This window comes from Streptomyces sp. NPDC088810 (assembly GCF_044750305.1).
GTDB lineage: Bacteria > Actinomycetota > Actinomycetes > Streptomycetales > Streptomycetaceae > Streptomyces.
The window spans coordinates 318,450-336,149 of the sequence record NZ_JBIVJQ010000002.1; the positions used below are offsets into that span (position 1 = coordinate 318,450).

Consider the following 17,700-nt stretch of genomic DNA (forward strand, 5'->3'; position numbering starts at 1 on the left):
ACCGGGCGTCCCGGCTCACTCGAAGCGCACGTCCGCGTGCACCACCTCGAGCTCCTCCAGGCCGACGACGTCCACGTGCGCCTTCGCCGACACGTCGTGGCGCACGGGCGCCACGGCCGCGCGCGAGGCGGCCAGGGAGGCACGGTCGACGAACAGGGTGCCGCCCATGGCCCGCCCCCGTTCACGGTCGATCAGCAGGGAGACCCCGGCCAGGCCGGGCAGCGCCTCGGTCCGCGGCACCACCGTGGCCCGGAAGGTGTCGACGACGAGATCCGCGTCCCGCGGGTCGAACTCCATCCTCGTCACGCGCAGTCCGCCGCCCTGTCGCGGGTGCATGACCTGGTGGAACACCGCCGCCTCGTAGTTGGCGACGGACACGGTGCCCGCGAACGGCTCCAGCAGTGCCGCGCGCCGCTCGCGCATCACCTCGTCGCTGTTGTGCCGCGCCTCCTCGGTCTCCCACCAGCTCACCGTGAGGAGTTTGCCGAGTTCCCGGTCCGCGAACACGCCCGCTCCCCGGTATCCGGGACGTTCCTCCAGCAGGTCCCGCCCCTCGCTGTTCACTGACCGGACGGCCGTGTCGAGCAGGGCCGGGTCTCCGGTCGCGTACACCGCGCGTACGAACATGAGCCCTCACCTCCGGGGTACGGGGACCGCCGACAGTGCCGGACGAAGAGGGAAATATCCGGTCCCGTCCAGTCTGTACGCCCCGGTAAGTCACCGCAATACGCACAGGTTTCGGCCGTTCGCAAGCCGAGGGTTGACGAGGGCATGCCGAAAGCGCCACGGTGTACGACACTCGGTAAGGAAACTTTCCTAACAGAAGGGGTTCCCGTGCGCCTTCGAACACTGACTCTCGCCGCGGCCTCCGGCACCGCTCTGCTCGCCGCCGGACTCCTCCCCGCTCATGCCTCCGCCGCCGCCTCCCCCAAGTCCGCACAGGAGGGCACGGTCAGCGCCGCCGACCTGCTCGCCAAGGTGACGTCCTGTTCGCAGATCTCCAACGGCAAGTACAAGACCGACGACGAAACCTCGGCCACGGTCCCCGTGTGCGGCAAGAACGGCGCGGTGTTCTGGAAAGCCGACATGGACATCGACTGCGACGGCCAGCGCACCACCAACTGCAACGAGAACCGCGACCCCTGGTACCAGGACGACACCGCCTTCCACCAGTCCGACGGCAAGCCGCTGAAGGCGGAGACCCTGCCGTACGTCGTCGTGCCCAGCACCAGCAGCATCTGGAACTACTCCAGCGCCGGCATCAAGGGCGGCGGCGTGGTCGCCGTCATCTACAACAACAAGGTCGAGTACGCCGTCGTCGGCGACACCGGCCCCACGAAGATCATCGGCGAGGCGTCGTACGCCACCGCCAAGGCGCTCGGCATCGACCCCGACCCGGCCACCGGCGGCACCGACTCGGGTGTGACCTACATCCTGTTCAAGAACTCCCAGGTCTCCCCCATCGAGAGCCACAGCGCCGCGGTCTCGCTGGGCGACAAGCTGGCCAAGCAGTTCCTCGCGAACAACTGACGTACCGCCCACGTCAGTCGGGCCGCCCCATCGGACGGACGACGACCCTGTCGGCCTCGCCCCCGGCCGGCTGCCGGACCGCCCAGACGACCGACTCGGCGATCCGACCGGCGGTCAGGAGATGCCCCGGGGCAGGCTGCCGTAGCTTTCCCGGAAGGGGGGTCTCCACCCGGCCGGGGGCGACCAGCGTGACACGGATCCCGTCATGCCTGCCCCCCTGTACGCCGGGGATCGCCGGGGAGTCCCTCACTTCGCGCCGGCTCCCCATCATGCGTCCGGGCTACCCCCGGCGGACCGCCGTGTGCACGGTGTACGCCCCCAGCACGAACACGTCCGGCCGTACGTGCACGCTCGCCGGGTCGGACGGGTCGAGGAGCCGGTCGAGGGTGGCGCGGTCCTCGGCGTCCAGGGCGTCACCGATGCCGTCGCGCAGGCGGGACAGGTGTGCGGCGACGTAGGCCCGGGCCCGGTCGGGGGTGGGGGCGGGCAGGTCGAGCAGGAAGGTGCGGGTGCGGGTGTGCTTGAGGCCGGCGGCGGTCAGCAGGGCGGGCCAGTCCTCGGTCTCGGCGACGGAGCCGGGCAGGTCTGCGCGCATGCGGGCGAACCAGTCCTCCTCCAGCGCGTCCAGCCGTGCCTGCAGCCCGGGGCGGCCGATGCCGATGTCGCGGGGCAGGAAACGGGAGGGCAGGCCGCCCTCGAGGAGGGCGAGGGTGCCGCCGGGGGCGAGCCGTTCGGCGAACGCGGCGAGCGCGGCCCGCTGGTCGCCGAGGTGGTGCAGGCTGCGGCTGGCCCACAGCAGGTCCGCCGGATACTCCAACTCGTCCAGCACCTCGGGCAGTTCGCCGGCGACGGTCTCGAAACGGTCGGCGACGCCCTGGCGGGCGGCCCGGGCGCGGGCACGTTCCAGCAGCGGCGCGGTGGCGTCGACGGCGACCACCCGGGCCCCGGGGAACGCCTCGGCGAACAGGCAGGCGACCACACCGGGACCGCTGCCCGCGTCCACGATCAGCCCCGGCTCGGTCACTTCCTGACCGAGCCACGCCATGGCCCGTTCGTAGACGGGGGTGAACAGCTCCGCCTGCGACTCCAGCAGGGGACCCAGCTCGTTCCAGTCGATGTCCGTGCCGTGCTCGTGCCCGTGCCGGTGCTTGGTGTCGTGGTGGTCGTGCGCCATGGTGGTCAGCCTCTCTTCCGGATGCGGTCAGGGTGCGACGGCATGCCGGTCGGAGGCCAGCGGTGTTGCCGATGCGGCAAAAGCAGGACGCGCCACGGCAAGGTCCACGTTTCCGCTGCGCTTCCCGGACGAGGCCGGTTGGCACATCGAGCCGCGTCGGCTTTCATCGGGACGTGCCGGCGGTCCGCGCCCCGGTCCTAGCCCCGGTCCTACGACGAGGCGGGGCGTCCTTCCCGGGCCGGGCCCCCAGGTCGCGGCCGCCTCGGCGCACCGCCCATTACTCGCTTGGGGACGCGCGATCCGCCGGGGCCGGACCGGTGCGGTCGGACCCCGGCGGAGGTTCACCCGGCTACGGCAGCGGCGGGTAGGCGTTCTGCATCAGCTGCTGGAACTGGGCGGAGAACCAGTGCCCGGACAGCGGCGCGTTCGGCAGGGCGCCGGAGAGGTTGTTGCCGTTGCGGGCGTTGCCGGTGTACGTCGGGTCGCACATCCGGTCGAAGCCCTTGCCCTCGTCGTTCGGGATGGCGCTGCTGGAGCCGTCGGACTCGCCCGGGGGCTTCATCCACACGTAGGCGTCGATCCCGGCGGCCGGGCTGGCCTGGGGGCGTTCGCCGAGGCCGGCGCCGGCCTGGTTGCACCAGTTGCCGATGTGGATACGGCGGTCGTAGCGGCCTCCGTCGACGTAGGTGTCCACGCTGGTCTTCGCGCCCGGGCCGGTCGGGCGGGCGGTGCCGCCCCAGCCGTTGCGGGAGGTGTCGATCAGCATGCCGATGCTGGAGTTGAAGCCGACCGAGACCAGCTGGTTGCGGAAGGCCTGGGCGAAGGACAGCTCGTCCACGTAACGGTTCCAGTCGACCCACTTCGACTGGCGGACGGAGGTGCCGTTGACGGTGTCGTTGATGGTGAAGTTGTTCTCCTTCAGGGCGCTGTAGTTCGCCGTGTTGGTGATGAACCCCTGTACGTCGTCGACCGTCGCGCCCTCACTGGTGGCCGCCTGCTTGAACAGGTTGGCCGCCGGGGCGAAGTTGTCGTCCCAGCCGAGCCAGCCGTGGTGGCCGGCGTCGAGGTAGTTGTAGACGTTGGGGATGGCGCCGAGCTTGGCGAGGGCGTAGCCGACGCCCTTCACGTAGTTGCCGTTGGCGAGCATGGTGTCGCAGTTGGGCGTGGCGGTGGCCCGGCTGCCGGTGTTGGTGACGAGGTTGGGCAGCGAGTCGATCTCGATCGTGTTGACGATCCGGAGGGAGGCGTACTTCGGGTCGGACAGGATCGCCGCGATCGGGTCGATGAACTGCGTCTTGTACTTGTCGATCTCGGTCGGGCCGAGTTCGCCGTTGGATGCGAGGGCGGCGCAGTCGCGGCCGGGCAGGTCATAGATGACCAGCTGGACCACCTCTTCGCTGCTGCCCTTCTGCTTGAGTGCCTCGTCGAGGTGGGCGCGCAGGCCCATGCCGCCGCCCACGCCGTCGATCGCGGCGATGCGGTCGAGCCAGACACCGGTGGGCTGGTTGGAGATGCGGCTGCCGCCCGGTTCGGCGGCGGCCTTCGCCGACCACTCGGGGTTCACGTAGACCTTGGCGCCGGCGTAGGGGTTGTCGACGCGGCTGCCGGTGCCGCCGCCTCCGCCGCCCCCGCCGCCGCTGCCTCCGCCGTCGACGTTGCAGGTGACGCCGTCGAGGGTGAACGTGGTGGGCACGGCGTTGGTGCCGCTGTAGGTGCCGTTGAACCCGAAGCTGACCGAAGCGCCGGTGGCCAGGCTGCCGTTGTAGCTTTCATTGGCGGCGGTGACCGCGGTGCCGCTCTGGCTGAGCTTCGCGTTCCAGCCGCTGGTGATCTTCTGGTTTCCGGCGTACGACCACTTCACCGACCAACTCGACTTGGCGGCCGCGTTGTTGGTGACGGTGACGGCGGCGGTGAAGCCGGTGTCCCACTGGTTCTGCACCTTGTAGTCGACGGTGCAGGGGACGGCGGCGGCCGCGGCGGAGGCCGGCTGCGTGGTGAGCGCCGCCCCGGAGGCCCCGGCGACCAGCGCCAGGGCGGCGAGCAGTGATGTTCTGGTACGACTCATGAGTGCGGGTTCCTTAGGTGTTCCGTGTGATCTACGGGTCGAGGGCGCGCAGGTGGTCGCGCAGGCCGGTGCCGTACGCGGTGGGTGTGCCGTCGTAGGCGGAGATGAGGGAGGGCCCGGAGGAGCAGTCCCAGGTGTTCCAGGTCCAGCCGAGGTAGGACAGGTTGTGGTTGTCGAACCACTTCATGACCTGGTCGACGAACCCGTGCGAGCAGGTGTTCTCGCCGATCTCGCCGGCGATCAGGGGGACCTGGGCGGCGACCGGGGCTAGCGTGGAGTTCCAGCAGCTCTCGCTGGAGCAGGTGTTGAAGTTGTAGACGTGGTAGGCGGCGGCGAGATTGCCGGCCGGGTCGGCGGGCTTGTATGCAGTCCACTGGCTGAGGTCGTTCGAATACGCCAGCCCGCCGGCCATGATGACGTTCTTGGCGCCAGTAGCCCGGATACTGTCTACAAGATCCTGCATACCGGCGACCTCGTACGAGATCCCGGGGCAGCTACCCCCGTCCCGCCAGCACTTCCAGGCATCGGTGACACTCGAGGTCGCCCGGTCCGGGTACGGCTCGTTGAACAGATCGAACACAGCCGCCTGGTCGCCCTTGAAGGTGCTCGCAACCGACGACCAGAACGACGGGCTGTACTGCAGGTCGGGCATCGGCTTCTGGCAGGTGGCGTGCACGTCCGAGCAGCCGGCCGAGTTGCCGGTGTACTGGCCGTAGGACCAGTGCAGTTCCAGGATCGGGGTCATGCCGTGCGCCTCGACGCGGGACACCAGCTCCTTGACGGCGCTGATGTAGTTGGCGCCTCCGTACTCGGGCTTGATGTTGGCCAGGCCCAGCCAGCACTCCTCGTTGAGCGGGATGCGGACCGCGTTGGCCTTCCAGTCGGCGATCGCCTTGACGGCCGCGTCGTCGACGGGACCGTCCCAGATGCCGTAGCCCTGCACGCACATGAACTCGCCGCCGGACCGGTTGACGCCCAGCAGGCGCCGGGTGGCGCCGCCGGCGTCCACCAGCTTGTTGCCGGAGACGTGCAGGGCGGGGGCGGTGCCGCCGGACGGAGGTGGTGTCGTGGGCGGTGGGGTGGTCGGCTCGGAGTCGACGTTGCAGGTGGTGCCGTTGAGCTTGAACACGGCCGGCGCGGCGTTGCTCCCCGACCAGGAGGCGAGGAATCCGGCGCTGATGCTCGCGCCGGTGCCGAGCGTGCCGTTCCAGCTCTCGTTGGCGGCGGTCACGGCGGTGCCGGACTGGGACCACTTGGCGTTCCAGCCCTGGGTGACCTTCTGCCCGCCGGCGAAGTCGAAGGTGAGTGTCCAACTTCTGAGCGCGGCCTGGTTGTTGGTGATCTTCACGGAGCCCTGGAAGCCGTTGTCCCACTGGCTGGTGACGGCGTACTCCACCGTGCAGGCGGGCGTGGCTCCCTGGGCCGAGACCACCGGCACGACCACGCTCGTGACGAGCGCGACCGCTCCGGCGGCGGCTAAAAGTACTGAACGCGGGGGGTGTCGCATGAGCGACTCCTTGCAGCTTGGCGCGCCGTGACGGACGCGTCGACTGAACGGAATCGCTCCCACTGGTGCGAGGAAAGGTAGCGCCAAGTGCCCGGGATGCCCAGGGGAGTTGCTTGACTTTCCCTCGACCGGATCTGTCGAATCTTTTCGACTCTTCAAGCACCTTGACCACCCATGACCACGTCCTCACTATGGGAGCGCTCCCACTGGTTCAAGCCTTGACTTCTCCCGAGCCGCACGCCCGCAAGGAGGAACCAGCACATGGATCCCGGACGCAAACGCAGAGCCGTGCGTCGGCTGTGGACAGCAGTGGCCGCCGCGTTCGCCCTGCCCCTGTCGATGCTCGCCACCGGCACGCCGGCCGCGCAAGCGGCGTCGGTGCAGTGCAGTGTCGACTACAAGACCAACGACTGGGGTGCGGGCTTCACCGCCGACCTCACGATCACCAACCGTGGCACGGACAGCATCGACGGCTGGACACTGTCGTACGCCTACACGGGCAATCAGAAGCTGAGCAACGGCTGGAACGGCACCTGGTCCCAGTCCGGCCAGACGGTCACGGTGAAGAACGCCTCGTACAACGGCACCATCGCCGCGGGCGCCGCCGTCTCCACCGGCGCCCAGTTCACCTACAGCGGCACCAACACCGCCCCCACCGCCTTCACTGTCAACGGCACGGCCTGCGCCGGCGCCCATCAGCCGCCGGTGACCGTGCTCACCAGCCCGAACGCGGGCGCGGTGTATACGCAAGGGGCCGCGGTGCCGCTCGCGGCGACCGCGGCGGCGGCCGACAACGCGACCATCAGCAAGGTGGAGTTCTACGACGACACCACTCTGCTCGGGACGGACACGAGCGCGCCGTACACCCTCTCCACTTCCGATTTGACCGTGGGCAGTCATTCCCTGGTCGCGAAGGCGTACGACAGCCTGGGTGCGTCCGCCGCCTCCACCCCGGTCGGCATCACCGTCGCCTCCGGACCCGCGGTGGTCGCCTCGCCGAGCCAACTGGGCGTGCAGCAGGGCAAGTCGGCCACGCTCTCGGTGAAGCTGTCGACACAGCCGAGCGCGAACGTGACGGTGAGCACGGCCCGTACGGACGGCAACACCGGCCTGTCCGTGACCGGCGGTTCCTCGCTGACCTTCACCCCGTCGAACTGGAACACCGCGCAGACGGTGACCATCACGGCCGACTCCTCCGGCAGCGGCAGCGCGACCTTCACCGCGTCCGCCGCCGGTCACACCAAGGCGACGGTCACGGTCACGGAGCTGCCCGCGTCGAAGGCGTACGACGCCCGCTTCCTGGACCTGTACGGGAAGATCACCAACCCGGCGAACGGCTACTTCTCACCCGAGGGCATCCCGTACCACTCGGTGGAGACGCTGATCGTGGAGGCTCCGGACCAGGGCCACGAGACCACGTCGGAGGCGTACAGCTACCTTCTGTGGCTTCAGGCGATGTACGGCAAGGTCACCGGCGACTGGTCGAAGTTCAACGGCGCCTGGGGGCTCATGGAGAAGTACATGATCCCCACGCATGCCGACCAGCCGACGAACTCCTTCTACAACGCCTCCAAGCCGGCGACGTACGCGCCCGAGCTGGACACGCCGAACGAGTATCCGGCGAAGCTGGACACGTCGGTGTCGGTGGGTTCGGATCCGATATCCGGTGAACTGAAGACTGCATACGGTACGGACGACGTCTACGGTATGCACTGGATCCAGGACGTCGACAACGTCTACGGCTACGGCAACGAGCCCGGCAAGTGCGAGGCCGGCCCGACGGCCACCGGCCCGTCGTACATCAACACCTTCCAGCGCGGTGCGCAGGAGTCGGTCTGGGAGACCGTTCCGCAGCCGACTTGTGACGCCTTCAAGTACGGTGGCAAGAACGGCTACCTGGACCTGTTCACCGGCGACAGCTCCTACGCCAAGCAGTGGAAGTACACCGACGCCCCGGACGCCGACGCCCGCGCGGTGCAGGCGGCGTACTGGGCGGATGTGTGGGCGAAGACGCAGGGCAAGAGCTCGGACGTGGCCGCGACGGTCGCCAAGGCCGCGAAGATGGGCGACTACCTGCGGTATGCGATGTACGACAAGTACTTCAAGAAGATCGGTAATTGTGTGGGCGCCTCCGCCTGCCCGGCCGGCACCGGCAAGGACGCCTCGCACTACCTGCTCTCCTGGTACTACGCCTGGGGCGGTGCCACCGACACATCCGCCGGCTGGGCCTGGCGGATCGGCTCCAGCCATGTCCACGGCGGCTACCAGAACCCGCTCGCCGCGTACGCGCTCAGCTCCAACGCCGACCTGAAGCCCAAGTCGGCGACCGGCGCTTCGGACTGGGGCAAGTCCCTGCAGCGGCAGCTGGAGTTCTACCAGTGGCTGCAGTCCTCCGAAGGCGCGATCGCGGGCGGCGCCACCAACAGCTGGGCCGGCCGCTACGCCAGCCCGCCGGCCGGCACCTCCACCTTCTACGGCATGTACTACGACTGGCAGCCCGTCTACCACGACCCACCCTCCAACCAGTGGTTCGGCTTCCAGGCCTGGTCCATGGAACGCGTCGCCGAGTACTACCAGCAGACCGGGAACGCCCAGGCCAAGACCGTCCTGGACAAGTGGGTGAAGTGGGCGCTGTCCAAGACCACGATCAACCCCGACGGCACCTACCGCATCCCCTCCACCCTCCAGTGGTCGGGCCAGCCCGACACCTGGAACGCATCGAGTCCCGGCTCCAACAGCGCCCTGCACGTCACCGTCGCGGACTACACCGACGACGTCGGCGTGGCCGCCGCGTACGCCAAGACCCTGACGTACTACGCCGCCAGGTCCGGTGACACCACCGCCAAGTCCACAGCCAAGGCGCTGCTGGACGGCATGTGGAACCACCACCAGGACAGCCTCGGCATCGCCGTCCCCGAAACCCGCACCGACTACAGCCGGTTCGCCGACAGCGTCTACGTGCCCAGCGGCTGGACCGGCACCATGCCGGGCGGCGACGCGATCAACTCCTCCTCCACCTTCACCTCGCTGCGGTCCTTCTACAAGAACGACCCCAACTGGTCGAAGATCGAGGCCTACCTCAAGGGCGGCGCCGCACCCGTCTTCACCTACCACCGCTTCTGGGCACAGGCCGACATCGCACTGGCCATGGGCTCGTACGCGGAACTCCTCGAATAGCCAGCCCCCGCTGAGGTTCCGCGTGCCCGGCCCCGTCACAGGACGACGGGGCCACCCGGCCGGGCGGCCCCCACCCGCACAGGGGGCCGCCCGGCCTTCACGCACTCCTCCCCCGAGCCGCCCCGCACCTCCCACGAAAAGGACCCCCACCGTGCGCAGAACCCGCATCCTCGTGGCCGCTTTCACCCTCGCGGCCGGCCTGCTCGCCGGCACCCCGCCCGCACTGGCCGCGTCCGGACCGCACACGACCCTGGCCGCGGACACCTACACCTGGAAGAACGCCCGGATCGACGGCGGCGGTTTCGTCCCCGGGATCGTCTTCAACCGCTCCGAGAAGAACCTGGCCTACGCCCGCACCGACATCGGCGGCGCCTATCGCTGGCAGGAGTCGACGAAGACCTGGACCCCGCTGCTGGACTCGGTCGGCTGGAACGACTGGGGCCACACCGGCGTGGTCAGCCTGGCGTCCGACCCGGTGGCTCCGGACAAGGTGTACGCAGCCGTCGGGACGTACACCAACAGCTGGGATCCGACGAACGGCGCGGTGCTGCGCTCCGCCGACCGGGGCGCGAGCTGGCAGAAGGCGGACCTGCCGTTCAAGCTGGGCGGCAACATGCCGGGCCGGGGCATGGGCGAGCGGCTGGCGATCGACCCGAACAAGGACAGCGTGCTGTACCTGGGCGCACCCAGTGGCAAGGGGCTGTGGCGGTCGACGGACTCGGGGGCGACCTGGTCGCAGGTCACGAGCTTCCCGAATCCCGGCAACTACCAGCAGGATCCCAGCGACTCGACCGGCTACGCGAGCGACAACCAGGGCATCGTCTGGGTCACCTTCGACGAGTCGACGGGGGCGTCGGGGAACGCGACGAAGACGATCTACGTGGGGGTCGCCGACAAGGACAACGCGGTGTACCGCTCTACGGACGCGGGAGCCACCTGGTCCCGGCTCGCGGGCCAGCCGACGGGATACCTACCGCACAAGGGTGTACTGGATACGGAGAACGGTTTCCTGTACATCGCATACAGCGACAAGGGCGGCCCGTACGACGGCGGCAAGGGCCGGCTGTGGCGGTATGCGACGGCGACCGGCACCTGGACGAACATCAGCCCCGTGGCGGAGGCCGACACCTACTACGGCTTCAGCGGGTTGACGGTCGACCGTCTACACCCGTCCACCATCATGGCGACTGCATACAGTTCCTGGTGGCCGGACACCCAGATCTTCCGCTCCACCGACAGCGGCGCCACGTGGACGAAGGCCTGGGACTACACGTCATACCCGAACCGCTCGAACCGGTACACGATCGACGTGTCCTCCTCCCCCTGGCTGACCTTCAGCGCCAACCCGTCCCCGCCCGAACAGACGCCGAAGCTGGGCTGGATGACGGAAGCGCTGGAAATCGACCCGTTCAACTCCTCCCGCATGATGTACGGGACGGGCGCCACGCTCTACGGCACCGAGAACCTGGCCGAGTGGGACAGCGGCGGCCGATTCACGGTGAAGCCGATGGTGCAGGGCCTGGAGGAGACGGCGGTGAACGACCTCGCGGCACCGCCCTCCGGCGGCGCCCAGCTGTTCAGCGCGCTCGGTGACATCGGCGGCTTCCGGCACACGGACCTGACCAAGGTGCCGTCGATGATGTACACCTCGCCCACCTTCACCACGACCACCAGCCTGGACTTCGCCGAGTCCGATCCGGGCACGGTGGTCCGCGTCGGCGACCTGGACTCCGGTCCGCACATCGCGTTCTCGACGGACAACGGCGCCAACTGGTTCGCGGGGACGGACCCGTCGGGTGTCTCGGGCGGCGGCACGGTGGCGGCGGCCGCGGACGGCAGCCGGTTCGTCTGGAGCCCGGCCGGCACGGGCGTGCAGTACACGACGGGGTTCGGCACGTCCTGGTCGGCGTCGAGCGGTATCCCGTCCGGCGCGATCGTCGAGTCGGACCGCGTCGATCCGAAGACCTTCTACGGTTTCAAGTCCGGGAAGTTCTACGTCAGTACCGACGGCGGTGCCACCTTCGCCGCCTCCTCGGCCGCGGGCCTGCCGAGCGGTGACAGCGTGCGCTTCAAGGCACTGCCCGGCACGAAGGGCGACGTCTGGCTGGCGGGCGGGGCGGCGGACGGCCCGTACGGTCTGTGGCATTCCGCGGACGGCGGCGCGAGCTTCACCAAGCTGTCGAACGTCGAGCAGGCCGACACGATCGGTTTCGGCAAGGCCGCGGCCGGGGCGTCGTACCAGACGCTGTACACCAGCGCGAAGACCGGCGGGGTGCGCGGCATCTTCCGTTCCACGGACAAGGGCGCGACCTGGACCCGGATCAACGACGACGCCCACCAGTGGGGCTGGACGGGCGCGGCGATCACGGGCGACCCCCGGGTGTACGGGCGCGTGTACGTCTCGACCAACGGCCGCGGCGTGATCTACGGCGACACCTCCGACCCGAGCGGCGGCGGGGGCGGCGGAGGCGGGGACGGTGGTACGACGCCGCCCCCGTCCGGTGCCTGCACCGTGACCTACAAGATCACCAACCAGTGGTCGGACGGTTTCCAGGCGGACGTCCAGCTCACCAACACCGGCTCGGCGGCCTGGAACGGCTGGTCCCTCGGCTGGTCCTTCCCGAACGGCCAGAAGATCACGCAACTGTGGAACGCCGGCTACACGCAGTCGGGGCCGGCGGTGACGGCGAAGAACGTGACCTGGAACGGCACCGTGGCGGCGGGCTCGTCGGTGGCCTTCGGGTTCACGGGGAGCTGGTCGGGCACGAACGCGAAACCGGCGTCGTTCAAGCTGGGCGACCAGACCTGTACGACCGGCTGACCCGTGCGAGGGCGTGCGCCGGCCGGGTGCGCGCCCTCGCCTCCGCCTCCACCGGTGGAATATGCGGCTCCGCCCTGGTGCGGCGGCGGTTCCCGTGGTGTGCTGGTAGCAGCGGGAAGGACGCGTCGACCACGCGGAGAAGCGGCCGACTGCCGTGCACCGCGCAATCCGGATCCGCGAGAAGCGGGTGGCGCCCTTCCCGTCTCCTCCCTCCCTCCCGCCCTGCCGGCGATGCTCCCTCCGTCTGCGCGCGGACGCCGTGCCCGGGCCGAAGGTCCCCGGCCGGGGCCGTGCGGCCCATGGTGCCGGGCACCGGCCCCGGCCAGGCTGGACGCAGGAGCCAGAGGAAGGGACCCGGTGCGATGACCACCGCCACCACCATGACCACAGCTCTGCCGGCCGAGCAGCGGGACGTGCTGATGCGCCTCGCCCGCGAGGTCTCCTTCGAGGCCGGCACCCGCCTGTTCGAGGAGGGCCGGCGCGCCGACCGCTTCTGGATCGTGCGCACCGGCACCGTCGCCCTCGACCTGCGGGTGCGCGGCCGCCGGTCCGCGGTCATCGAGACCCTCGGGCACGGCGAACTGATCGGCTGGTCCTGGCACTTCCCGCCGTACCTGTGGCAGCTGGGCGGCGAGGCGATGAGCCCGGTACGGGCCTACGCGTTCGACGCCGGTCCCGTGCGCGCCCTGTGCGCGCAGGACCCGGAATTGGGCCGGGCGATCGCGGTCTGGGTCGGCCGGGTGGTCGCCCAGCGGCTGCACGCCTCCCGGGTCCGGCTGCTCGATCTCTACGCCCCGTACGGCAGCGGTGGTCTGGTCTGACCTCCGTGTCCACCCCGTCCCCGTCCCCGTCCGCGGCCGGTCCGCCGGCCAGGTGCCCCGGTCCCACGGTGCTGCCGCTGCACGGCGCGATCGATCTGCTGACCGCGCCCGCCCTGTCGGCACGGCTCGATGGGCTCACCGCGCACCCGTGTCCCGATCTGGTGCTGGACCTCCGGCCGACCGAGTTCATCGACTGCACCGGCCTGGGTGTGGTGTGCCGGGCGCGCAACCGCGTCCTGGCCCGGCGGGGCCGGCTGCGGCTGGTCACGGACAGCGCCCGCTTCCTGCGGATGCTGCGCGCGACCGGCCTGTGGGGCGTCTTCGAGGTGCAGCCACGGCTGCCCGGCTCCCCGGCGACGGCGGGGACGTACGGCCCCTGCTAGCCGGTACTGCCGGGCTCCTCGTCGGCCGCCGGTCTGCGGAAGGCGCGGACACTGAACCGGGGGTCCGGGCGCCGGCGGTCCTGGTCCGGGAGTGCGGCCAGGCGTGCGGCGAACTCCTCGGTGCGCGGCTCGCCCGGCGGCAGCATGGTGAACCAGCCGCGGCGCAGGTCGGCGATGGTGGTGCGGGGGCTGCGGCCCTGTCCGGTGCCGCGGAAGGTGCCGTGGCCGGCGGGCCGGAGTCCGTACCGGACGGCGTGCGCGGTGACGGTGCCGGGGTCGTCGGCGGCCGGGCGGCGCGGGCGGGCCGCGAGGACGGCGTCGATGTCGCTGCCGACGTCGTGCGCGGCGGCCTTGTCGACCGTGGTGACGTAGGTCCCGCCGGGCCGCAGCACCCGGGCGCACTCGGCGACGACGGCGCGGACGTCGTCGGGGTCTGCGAGCAGGTGCAGCAGCCAGATGCTGGTGACCGCGTCGAAGGTGCCGGAGGGGAAGGGCAGCCGGCGGCTGTCGGCCCGTACGACCGCGCCGGGAAGCCGGGACGAGGCCATGCGGACCATGGCCGGGGTGAGGTCGGCGCCGGTCACCCGCAGCCCGGGACGCGCGGCGGCGAGCCGCCGGGTGACGATCCCGGTGCCGCAGGCGACGTCGAGGAGGCGGCCCGGCCTCCCGGGTATCAGGCCGAGGACGGCCTGTGCGGCCTCGTGGGCGCGGGCCTCGCCGCCGCGTAGGGCGTCGTAGTCGACGGCTTCCTTCTCGTAATCGAGCACATCGCTCAGTGTGCCCCGTGGCCTGGGGCGATGTCCTCCACCCTGCGGGCGAGAGCGAAGTCCTTGTCGGTGACGGCGCCGCCCGCGCTGTGGGTGTTCACGCTCAGGGAGACGGTGTTGTAGCCGAGGGTGAGGTCGGAGTGGTGGTCCAGCTCGTCCTGGATGCCGGCGATGTGCACGACCAGTGCGGCCGCCGCGAAGTGTGAGCCGAGGCGGTAGGAGCGGGTGAGACGGTCGCCGTCGGCCGACCAGCCGGGCAGTTCGGCCAGCCGGTCCTCGATCTCCTTCTGCGACAGCGGTTCGACGGCCATGGCCGGGGCTCCCTTCGGTGCGTGTCCCCGTGCGGGGAGAGGCGGGTACGGTTCAGCCTGCCACGTCGGCGGTGCGCGCGAGGCAGCGACGCGTGTCGGCTGCGGCACGGGACGCCGGGCTCGTTGCGGTGTGCCGGCCTCGACTAGGGTCGGCGGTATGCCTCTTGCCGCGTCCGGTCCCACCGCCTCCGCCGTCACCGGCAAGGGTGTCGGCCCGCTGCTGCGCGCCTGGCGGGAGCGGCGCAGGATCTCCCAGCTGGAACTGGCGTTGCGTGCCGACTCCTCGGCGCGGCACATCAGTTTCGTGGAGACCGGCCGGTCCCGGCCGAGCGAGGAGATGGTGCTGCGGCTCGCCGAGCAGCTCCAGGTGCCGGTGCGGGAGCGCAACGCCCTGCTGCTGGCGGCCGGTTACGCCCCGCGCTATCCGGAGACGCCGCTGGACGATCCGGCGCTGGACGCGCTGCGCGACGGCATCGAGCGGCTCATCCGGGGCTACGAGCCCTATCCCGCGCTGGTGGTCGACGCCGGGTACACGGTCGTCGCCGCGAACCGGGGCATCGCCATGCTGCTGGAGGGCGTCCCCGAGGAGCTGACGGCACCGGTACCGAACGCGATGCGGCTGACGCTGCACCCCAAGGGGCTGGCGCCGCGCATCCGCAACCTGCGGGAGTGGCGCGGGCATCTGCTGGCCCAGATGGAACGGGAGATCGCCCTGCACCGCTCCGACCGGCTCCGCGCCCTGTACGAGGAGGTCGCGGCCTACCCGGTGCCCGAGGAGCCGCCGGGCACCGAACCGGCCGAGCCGGTACCGTACTTCGCGCTGCCGCTGCGCATCGAGCACGCCGGCCGGACCCTGTCGTTCGTGTCCTCGATCTCCACGTTCAACACGCCGATGGACGTCACGGTCGCCGAACTCGCCATCGAGACGTTCCTGCCGGCGGACCCGGCGACCGCCAAGTACCTGCACACACTGGCCGGTTGACCACCCCGGAACGGATTCGTTGCCTCGGGCACGTGTGCGAGACGGCGACACGTGACAGACTGCTGCCCGCTGCGGTCGGCGCACAGGGGAGGGCGTGGCGTGAGTGAGCGGCGGGCTGCGCCCACCGTGGGGCAGGTGGTGCTCGGCAAGCGGTTGCAGGAGCTGCGGGAGGCCGCGGGGCTCAGCCGCGAGGAGGCCGCACGGGTCCTGAGGGTGGCGTCGGCGACCGTACGGCGGATGGAGATGGCCGAGGTCGCGCTGAAGATCCCCTACGTGCAGGTGCTGCTGTCCACCTACGGGGTGGCCGAGGAGGAGGCCGGCGCGTTCGTGCGGCTGGCCGAGGAGGCGAACCAGCCGGGCTGGTGGCAGCGGTTCCACGACGTGCTGCCGGACTGGTTCAGCCTGTACGTCAGCCTGGAGGGTGCCGCCCGGATCATCCGCTCCTACGAGCCGCACTTCGTGCCCGGCCTGCTGCAGACCGAGGAGTACGCGCGGGCGGTGCTGGAGGCCGGGACGATAGGGCAGAGCTCGCCGGAGACGGTCGAGCGGCATGTCTCGCTGCGTATGGAACGGCAGCGGTTGCTGGAGCGCGACGACCCGCCCCACCTGTGGGTGATCATGGACGAGACGGTGCTCAGGCGCCCGGTGAGCACGCGGCCCGAAGTGATGCGGAACCAGCTGGACCGGTTGCTGGAGTACGCCGAGCGGGACCGGGTCACCCTGCAGATCGCCGAGTTCGCGGCCGGCCCGCACCCGGGGACGTACGCGCCGTTCACGCTGTTCCGGTTCGCCGAGCCGGAGCTGCCCGACATGGTGTTCACCGAGTACCTGACCGGCGCCCTGTACCTGGACTCGCGCCGGGAGGTGGCCGTGCACCTGGAGGTGCTGGACCACATGACGGCCCGGTCCGCGTCCGCGCAGCGCACCCTGAAGCTGCTGCGGGAGCACCGCGAGGGACTCTGAGCGCTGCGGCGTGACCCGCGTCTGGGCGGGGGTGACCCGTACGGGTCTGCGGACAGGTGGGTTTCCGGGGCCGCCCCTAGCTTCTGAGTACGGGGCTGATCCGAGGGAGCGTACTCCGGCACGCACCCACCGCCCGACGCGAAGGAGGCCTGATGCCCTCGGACGCGGTGCTCTACCAGGCGGCGGCCCTCTGCCTGACCTACCCGGACGAGGACCTCATCGCCCGGCTGCCGCTGCTGCGCCAGGCCGCCCCGCAGCTGCGCGCGTTCACCGACCACGCGGCCCTGACCCCGCCGGAGGAACTGGCCGCACACTACGTGCAGGTCTTCGGCCTCGGGGACCGGCACAGCCTGTACCTGAGCCGGTGGTACGACGGGGACGCCCGGCGGCGCGGGATGTCCCCGGCCCGGTTCACGGACGTCTACCGTCGGCACGGGCTGGAGTGCAGCGGTGAGGAGCTGCCGGACTTCCTGCCGGCGGTGCTGGAGTTCACGGCGCGGACCGGCGACAGCATTCTGCTGACTGCATACCGCGGCGGCCTGGAGCGGCTGCGTATGCGATTGACCGGCTACGGCACACCGTATGCAGGCGTGCTGGATGCTGTATGCGCCACATTGCCGACTGCATACACCGGCCGGCCATCGTGACCGCTCCGCTGCTGCGGCCGAAGCGGTGCCGCGCCCCCGAACGTGGGGCGCGGCATCCGGGGACGTACGAGCGTCAGGCCAGCTCGGCCGTCAGGGTGATCGTCGTACCGGTCAGGGCCTGGCTGACCGGGCAGTTCTTCTTGGCGTCCTCGGCGGCCGAACGGAAGCCCTCCTCGTCCAGGCCCGGCACCTCGCCGCGCACGGTGAGGTGGATGCCGGTGATGCCCTCGCCCGGCTGGAAGGTGACGTCGGCCTTGGTCTCCAGCCGGGTGGGCGGGGTGCCCGCGCCGGCCAGGCCGTGCGAGAGGGCCATGGAGAAGCAGCTGGAGTGGGCGGCGGCGATCAGCTCCTCGGGGCTGGTCTTGCCGTTGGCCTGCTCGGCGCGCGAGGGCCACGACACCGGCTGCTGGCCGATGCCGGAGGAGTCGAAGGTGACGACTCCGTTGCCTTCGAGCAGGTTGCCTTCCCAGACGGTGTGCGCGGTGCGCGTGGTTGCCACGATGCTTCCTTTCGCGAGTGTCGCGGTTCCGGGGTTCCCGGGTGTTCCTATCC

15 protein-coding genes are annotated in these 17,700 nt (G+C 70.5%); 8 read left to right on the forward strand and 7 right to left on the reverse strand.

Going from position 1 to position 17,700, the window contains the following annotated elements; translation table 11 throughout:
* Positions 1–15: 15 nt before the first annotated feature.
* Entirely contained in the window at positions 16–627 is a 612-nt protein-coding gene (locus ACIP4Y_RS08095; RefSeq protein ID WP_401389336.1) for a hypothetical protein, read from the reverse strand.
* Positions 628–834: 207 nt separating this feature from the next.
* Between ACIP4Y_RS08095 and ACIP4Y_RS08100 the strand changes: the two genes are divergently transcribed.
* Positions 835–1,530, forward strand: a complete 696-nt coding sequence (locus ACIP4Y_RS08100) for a glycoside hydrolase family 75 protein (RefSeq protein WP_401389339.1) — start codon at positions 835–837, stop codon at positions 1,528–1,530.
* A gap of 280 nt (positions 1,531–1,810) precedes the next feature.
* Here ACIP4Y_RS08100 and ACIP4Y_RS08105 read toward each other — a convergent pair whose 3' ends face one another.
* From ACIP4Y_RS08105 to ACIP4Y_RS08115, 3 genes are all read right to left on the reverse strand, one after another.
* On the reverse strand, positions 1,811–2,704 hold the full coding sequence (locus ACIP4Y_RS08105; protein ID WP_401389342.1) for a class I SAM-dependent methyltransferase: 894 nt from the start codon (positions 2,702–2,704) through the stop codon (positions 1,811–1,813).
* A gap of 349 nt (positions 2,705–3,053) precedes the next feature.
* Positions 3,054–4,769: a glycoside hydrolase family 6 protein gene (locus tag ACIP4Y_RS08110; protein WP_401389345.1), complete on the reverse strand. Its 1,716-nt coding sequence runs from the start codon at positions 4,767–4,769 to the stop codon at positions 3,054–3,056.
* A 31-nt stretch (positions 4,770–4,800) separates the two neighbouring features.
* Positions 4,801–6,276, reverse strand: a complete 1,476-nt coding sequence (locus ACIP4Y_RS08115; protein WP_401389348.1) for a cellulose binding domain-containing protein — start codon at positions 6,274–6,276, stop codon at positions 4,801–4,803.
* A 261-nt stretch (positions 6,277–6,537) separates the two neighbouring features.
* Here ACIP4Y_RS08115 and ACIP4Y_RS08120 point away from each other — a divergent pair, with 261 nt between their 5' ends.
* From ACIP4Y_RS08120 to ACIP4Y_RS08135, 4 genes are all read left to right on the forward strand, one after another.
* Positions 6,538–9,453, forward strand: a complete 2,916-nt coding sequence (locus ACIP4Y_RS08120; protein WP_401389351.1) for a glycoside hydrolase family 48 protein — start codon at positions 6,538–6,540, stop codon at positions 9,451–9,453.
* A gap of 151 nt (positions 9,454–9,604) precedes the next feature.
* On the forward strand, positions 9,605–12,274 hold the full coding sequence (locus ACIP4Y_RS08125) for a cellulose binding domain-containing protein (RefSeq protein ID WP_401389354.1): 2,670 nt from the start codon (positions 9,605–9,607) through the stop codon (positions 12,272–12,274).
* 362 nt (positions 12,275–12,636) lie between these two features.
* Positions 12,637–13,095 (forward strand): Crp/Fnr family transcriptional regulator, encoded by a 459-nt coding sequence (locus ACIP4Y_RS08130; RefSeq protein ID WP_401389357.1) that lies wholly within the window; start codon positions 12,637–12,639, stop codon positions 13,093–13,095.
* A 5-nt stretch (positions 13,096–13,100) separates the two neighbouring features.
* A complete protein-coding gene (locus ACIP4Y_RS08135; protein ID WP_401389360.1) occupies positions 13,101–13,478 on the forward strand; it encodes an STAS domain-containing protein in 378 nt (125 codons plus the stop codon).
* Here ACIP4Y_RS08135 and ACIP4Y_RS08140 read toward each other — a convergent pair.
* Together ACIP4Y_RS08140 and ACIP4Y_RS08145 are read right to left on the reverse strand one after the other, a co-directional pair.
* Positions 13,475–14,245: a methyltransferase domain-containing protein gene (locus tag ACIP4Y_RS08140; RefSeq protein ID WP_401389363.1), complete on the reverse strand. Its 771-nt coding sequence runs from the start codon at positions 14,243–14,245 to the stop codon at positions 13,475–13,477. The genes ACIP4Y_RS08135 and ACIP4Y_RS08140 overlap by 4 nt on opposite strands.
* A 5-nt stretch (positions 14,246–14,250) precedes the next feature.
* Positions 14,251–14,556, reverse strand: a complete 306-nt coding sequence (locus tag ACIP4Y_RS08145; protein ID WP_401389366.1) for a 4a-hydroxytetrahydrobiopterin dehydratase — start codon at positions 14,554–14,556, stop codon at positions 14,251–14,253.
* A 157-nt stretch (positions 14,557–14,713) separates the two neighbouring features.
* Between ACIP4Y_RS08145 and ACIP4Y_RS08150 the strand changes: the two genes are divergently transcribed.
* From ACIP4Y_RS08150 to narJ, 3 genes are all read left to right on the forward strand, one after another.
* The gene (locus ACIP4Y_RS08150; protein ID WP_401389369.1) at positions 14,714–15,538 is read left to right on the forward strand and encodes a helix-turn-helix domain-containing protein; all 825 of its coding nucleotides are present in this window, start codon (positions 14,714–14,716) and stop codon (positions 15,536–15,538) included.
* A gap of 99 nt (positions 15,539–15,637) precedes the next feature.
* Positions 15,638–16,501 carry a helix-turn-helix domain-containing protein gene (locus ACIP4Y_RS08155; RefSeq protein ID WP_401389372.1) on the forward strand — a complete coding sequence of 288 codons (864 nt, stop codon included), beginning with the start codon at positions 15,638–15,640 and terminating at the stop codon, positions 16,499–16,501.
* Between the two features lie 152 nt (positions 16,502–16,653).
* Positions 16,654–17,148 (forward strand): nitrate reductase molybdenum cofactor assembly chaperone, encoded by a 495-nt coding sequence (gene narJ, locus ACIP4Y_RS08160; RefSeq protein ID WP_401389375.1) that lies wholly within the window; start codon positions 16,654–16,656, stop codon positions 17,146–17,148.
* A gap of 73 nt (positions 17,149–17,221) precedes the next feature.
* Here narJ and ACIP4Y_RS08165 read toward each other — a convergent pair whose 3' ends face one another.
* A complete protein-coding gene (locus ACIP4Y_RS08165; protein WP_030346724.1) occupies positions 17,222–17,647 on the reverse strand; it encodes an OsmC family protein in 426 nt (141 codons plus the stop codon).
* Between the last annotated feature and the right edge of the window lie 53 nt (positions 17,648–17,700).

What these genes read in the sequence shown, in the direction of transcription:
- ACIP4Y_RS08150 (WP_401389369.1), top strand. Translation starts at nt 14,714, where the DNA reads ATGCCTCTTGCCGCGTCCGGTCCCACCGCCTCCGCCGTCACCGGCAAG.
- ACIP4Y_RS08145 (WP_401389366.1), bottom strand. Translation starts at nt 14,556, where the DNA reads ATGGCCGTCGAACCGCTGTCGCAGAAGGAGATCGAGGACCGGCTGGCC.
- ACIP4Y_RS08115 (WP_401389348.1), bottom strand. Translation starts at nt 6,276, where the DNA reads ATGCGACACCCCCCGCGTTCAGTACTTTTAGCCGCCGCCGGAGCGGTC.
- ACIP4Y_RS08130 (WP_401389357.1), top strand. Translation starts at nt 12,637, where the DNA reads ATGACCACCGCCACCACCATGACCACAGCTCTGCCGGCCGAGCAGCGG.
- narJ (WP_401389375.1), top strand. Translation starts at nt 16,654, where the DNA reads ATGCCCTCGGACGCGGTGCTCTACCAGGCGGCGGCCCTCTGCCTGACC.
- ACIP4Y_RS08110 (WP_401389345.1), bottom strand. Translation starts at nt 4,769, where the DNA reads ATGAGTCGTACCAGAACATCACTGCTCGCCGCCCTGGCGCTGGTCGCC.
- ACIP4Y_RS08105 (WP_401389342.1), bottom strand. Translation starts at nt 2,704, where the DNA reads ATGGCGCACGACCACCACGACACCAAGCACCGGCACGGGCACGAGCAC.
- ACIP4Y_RS08120 (WP_401389351.1), top strand. Translation starts at nt 6,538, where the DNA reads ATGGATCCCGGACGCAAACGCAGAGCCGTGCGTCGGCTGTGGACAGCA.
- ACIP4Y_RS08095 (WP_401389336.1), bottom strand. Translation starts at nt 627, where the DNA reads ATGTTCGTACGCGCGGTGTACGCGACCGGAGACCCGGCCCTGCTCGAC.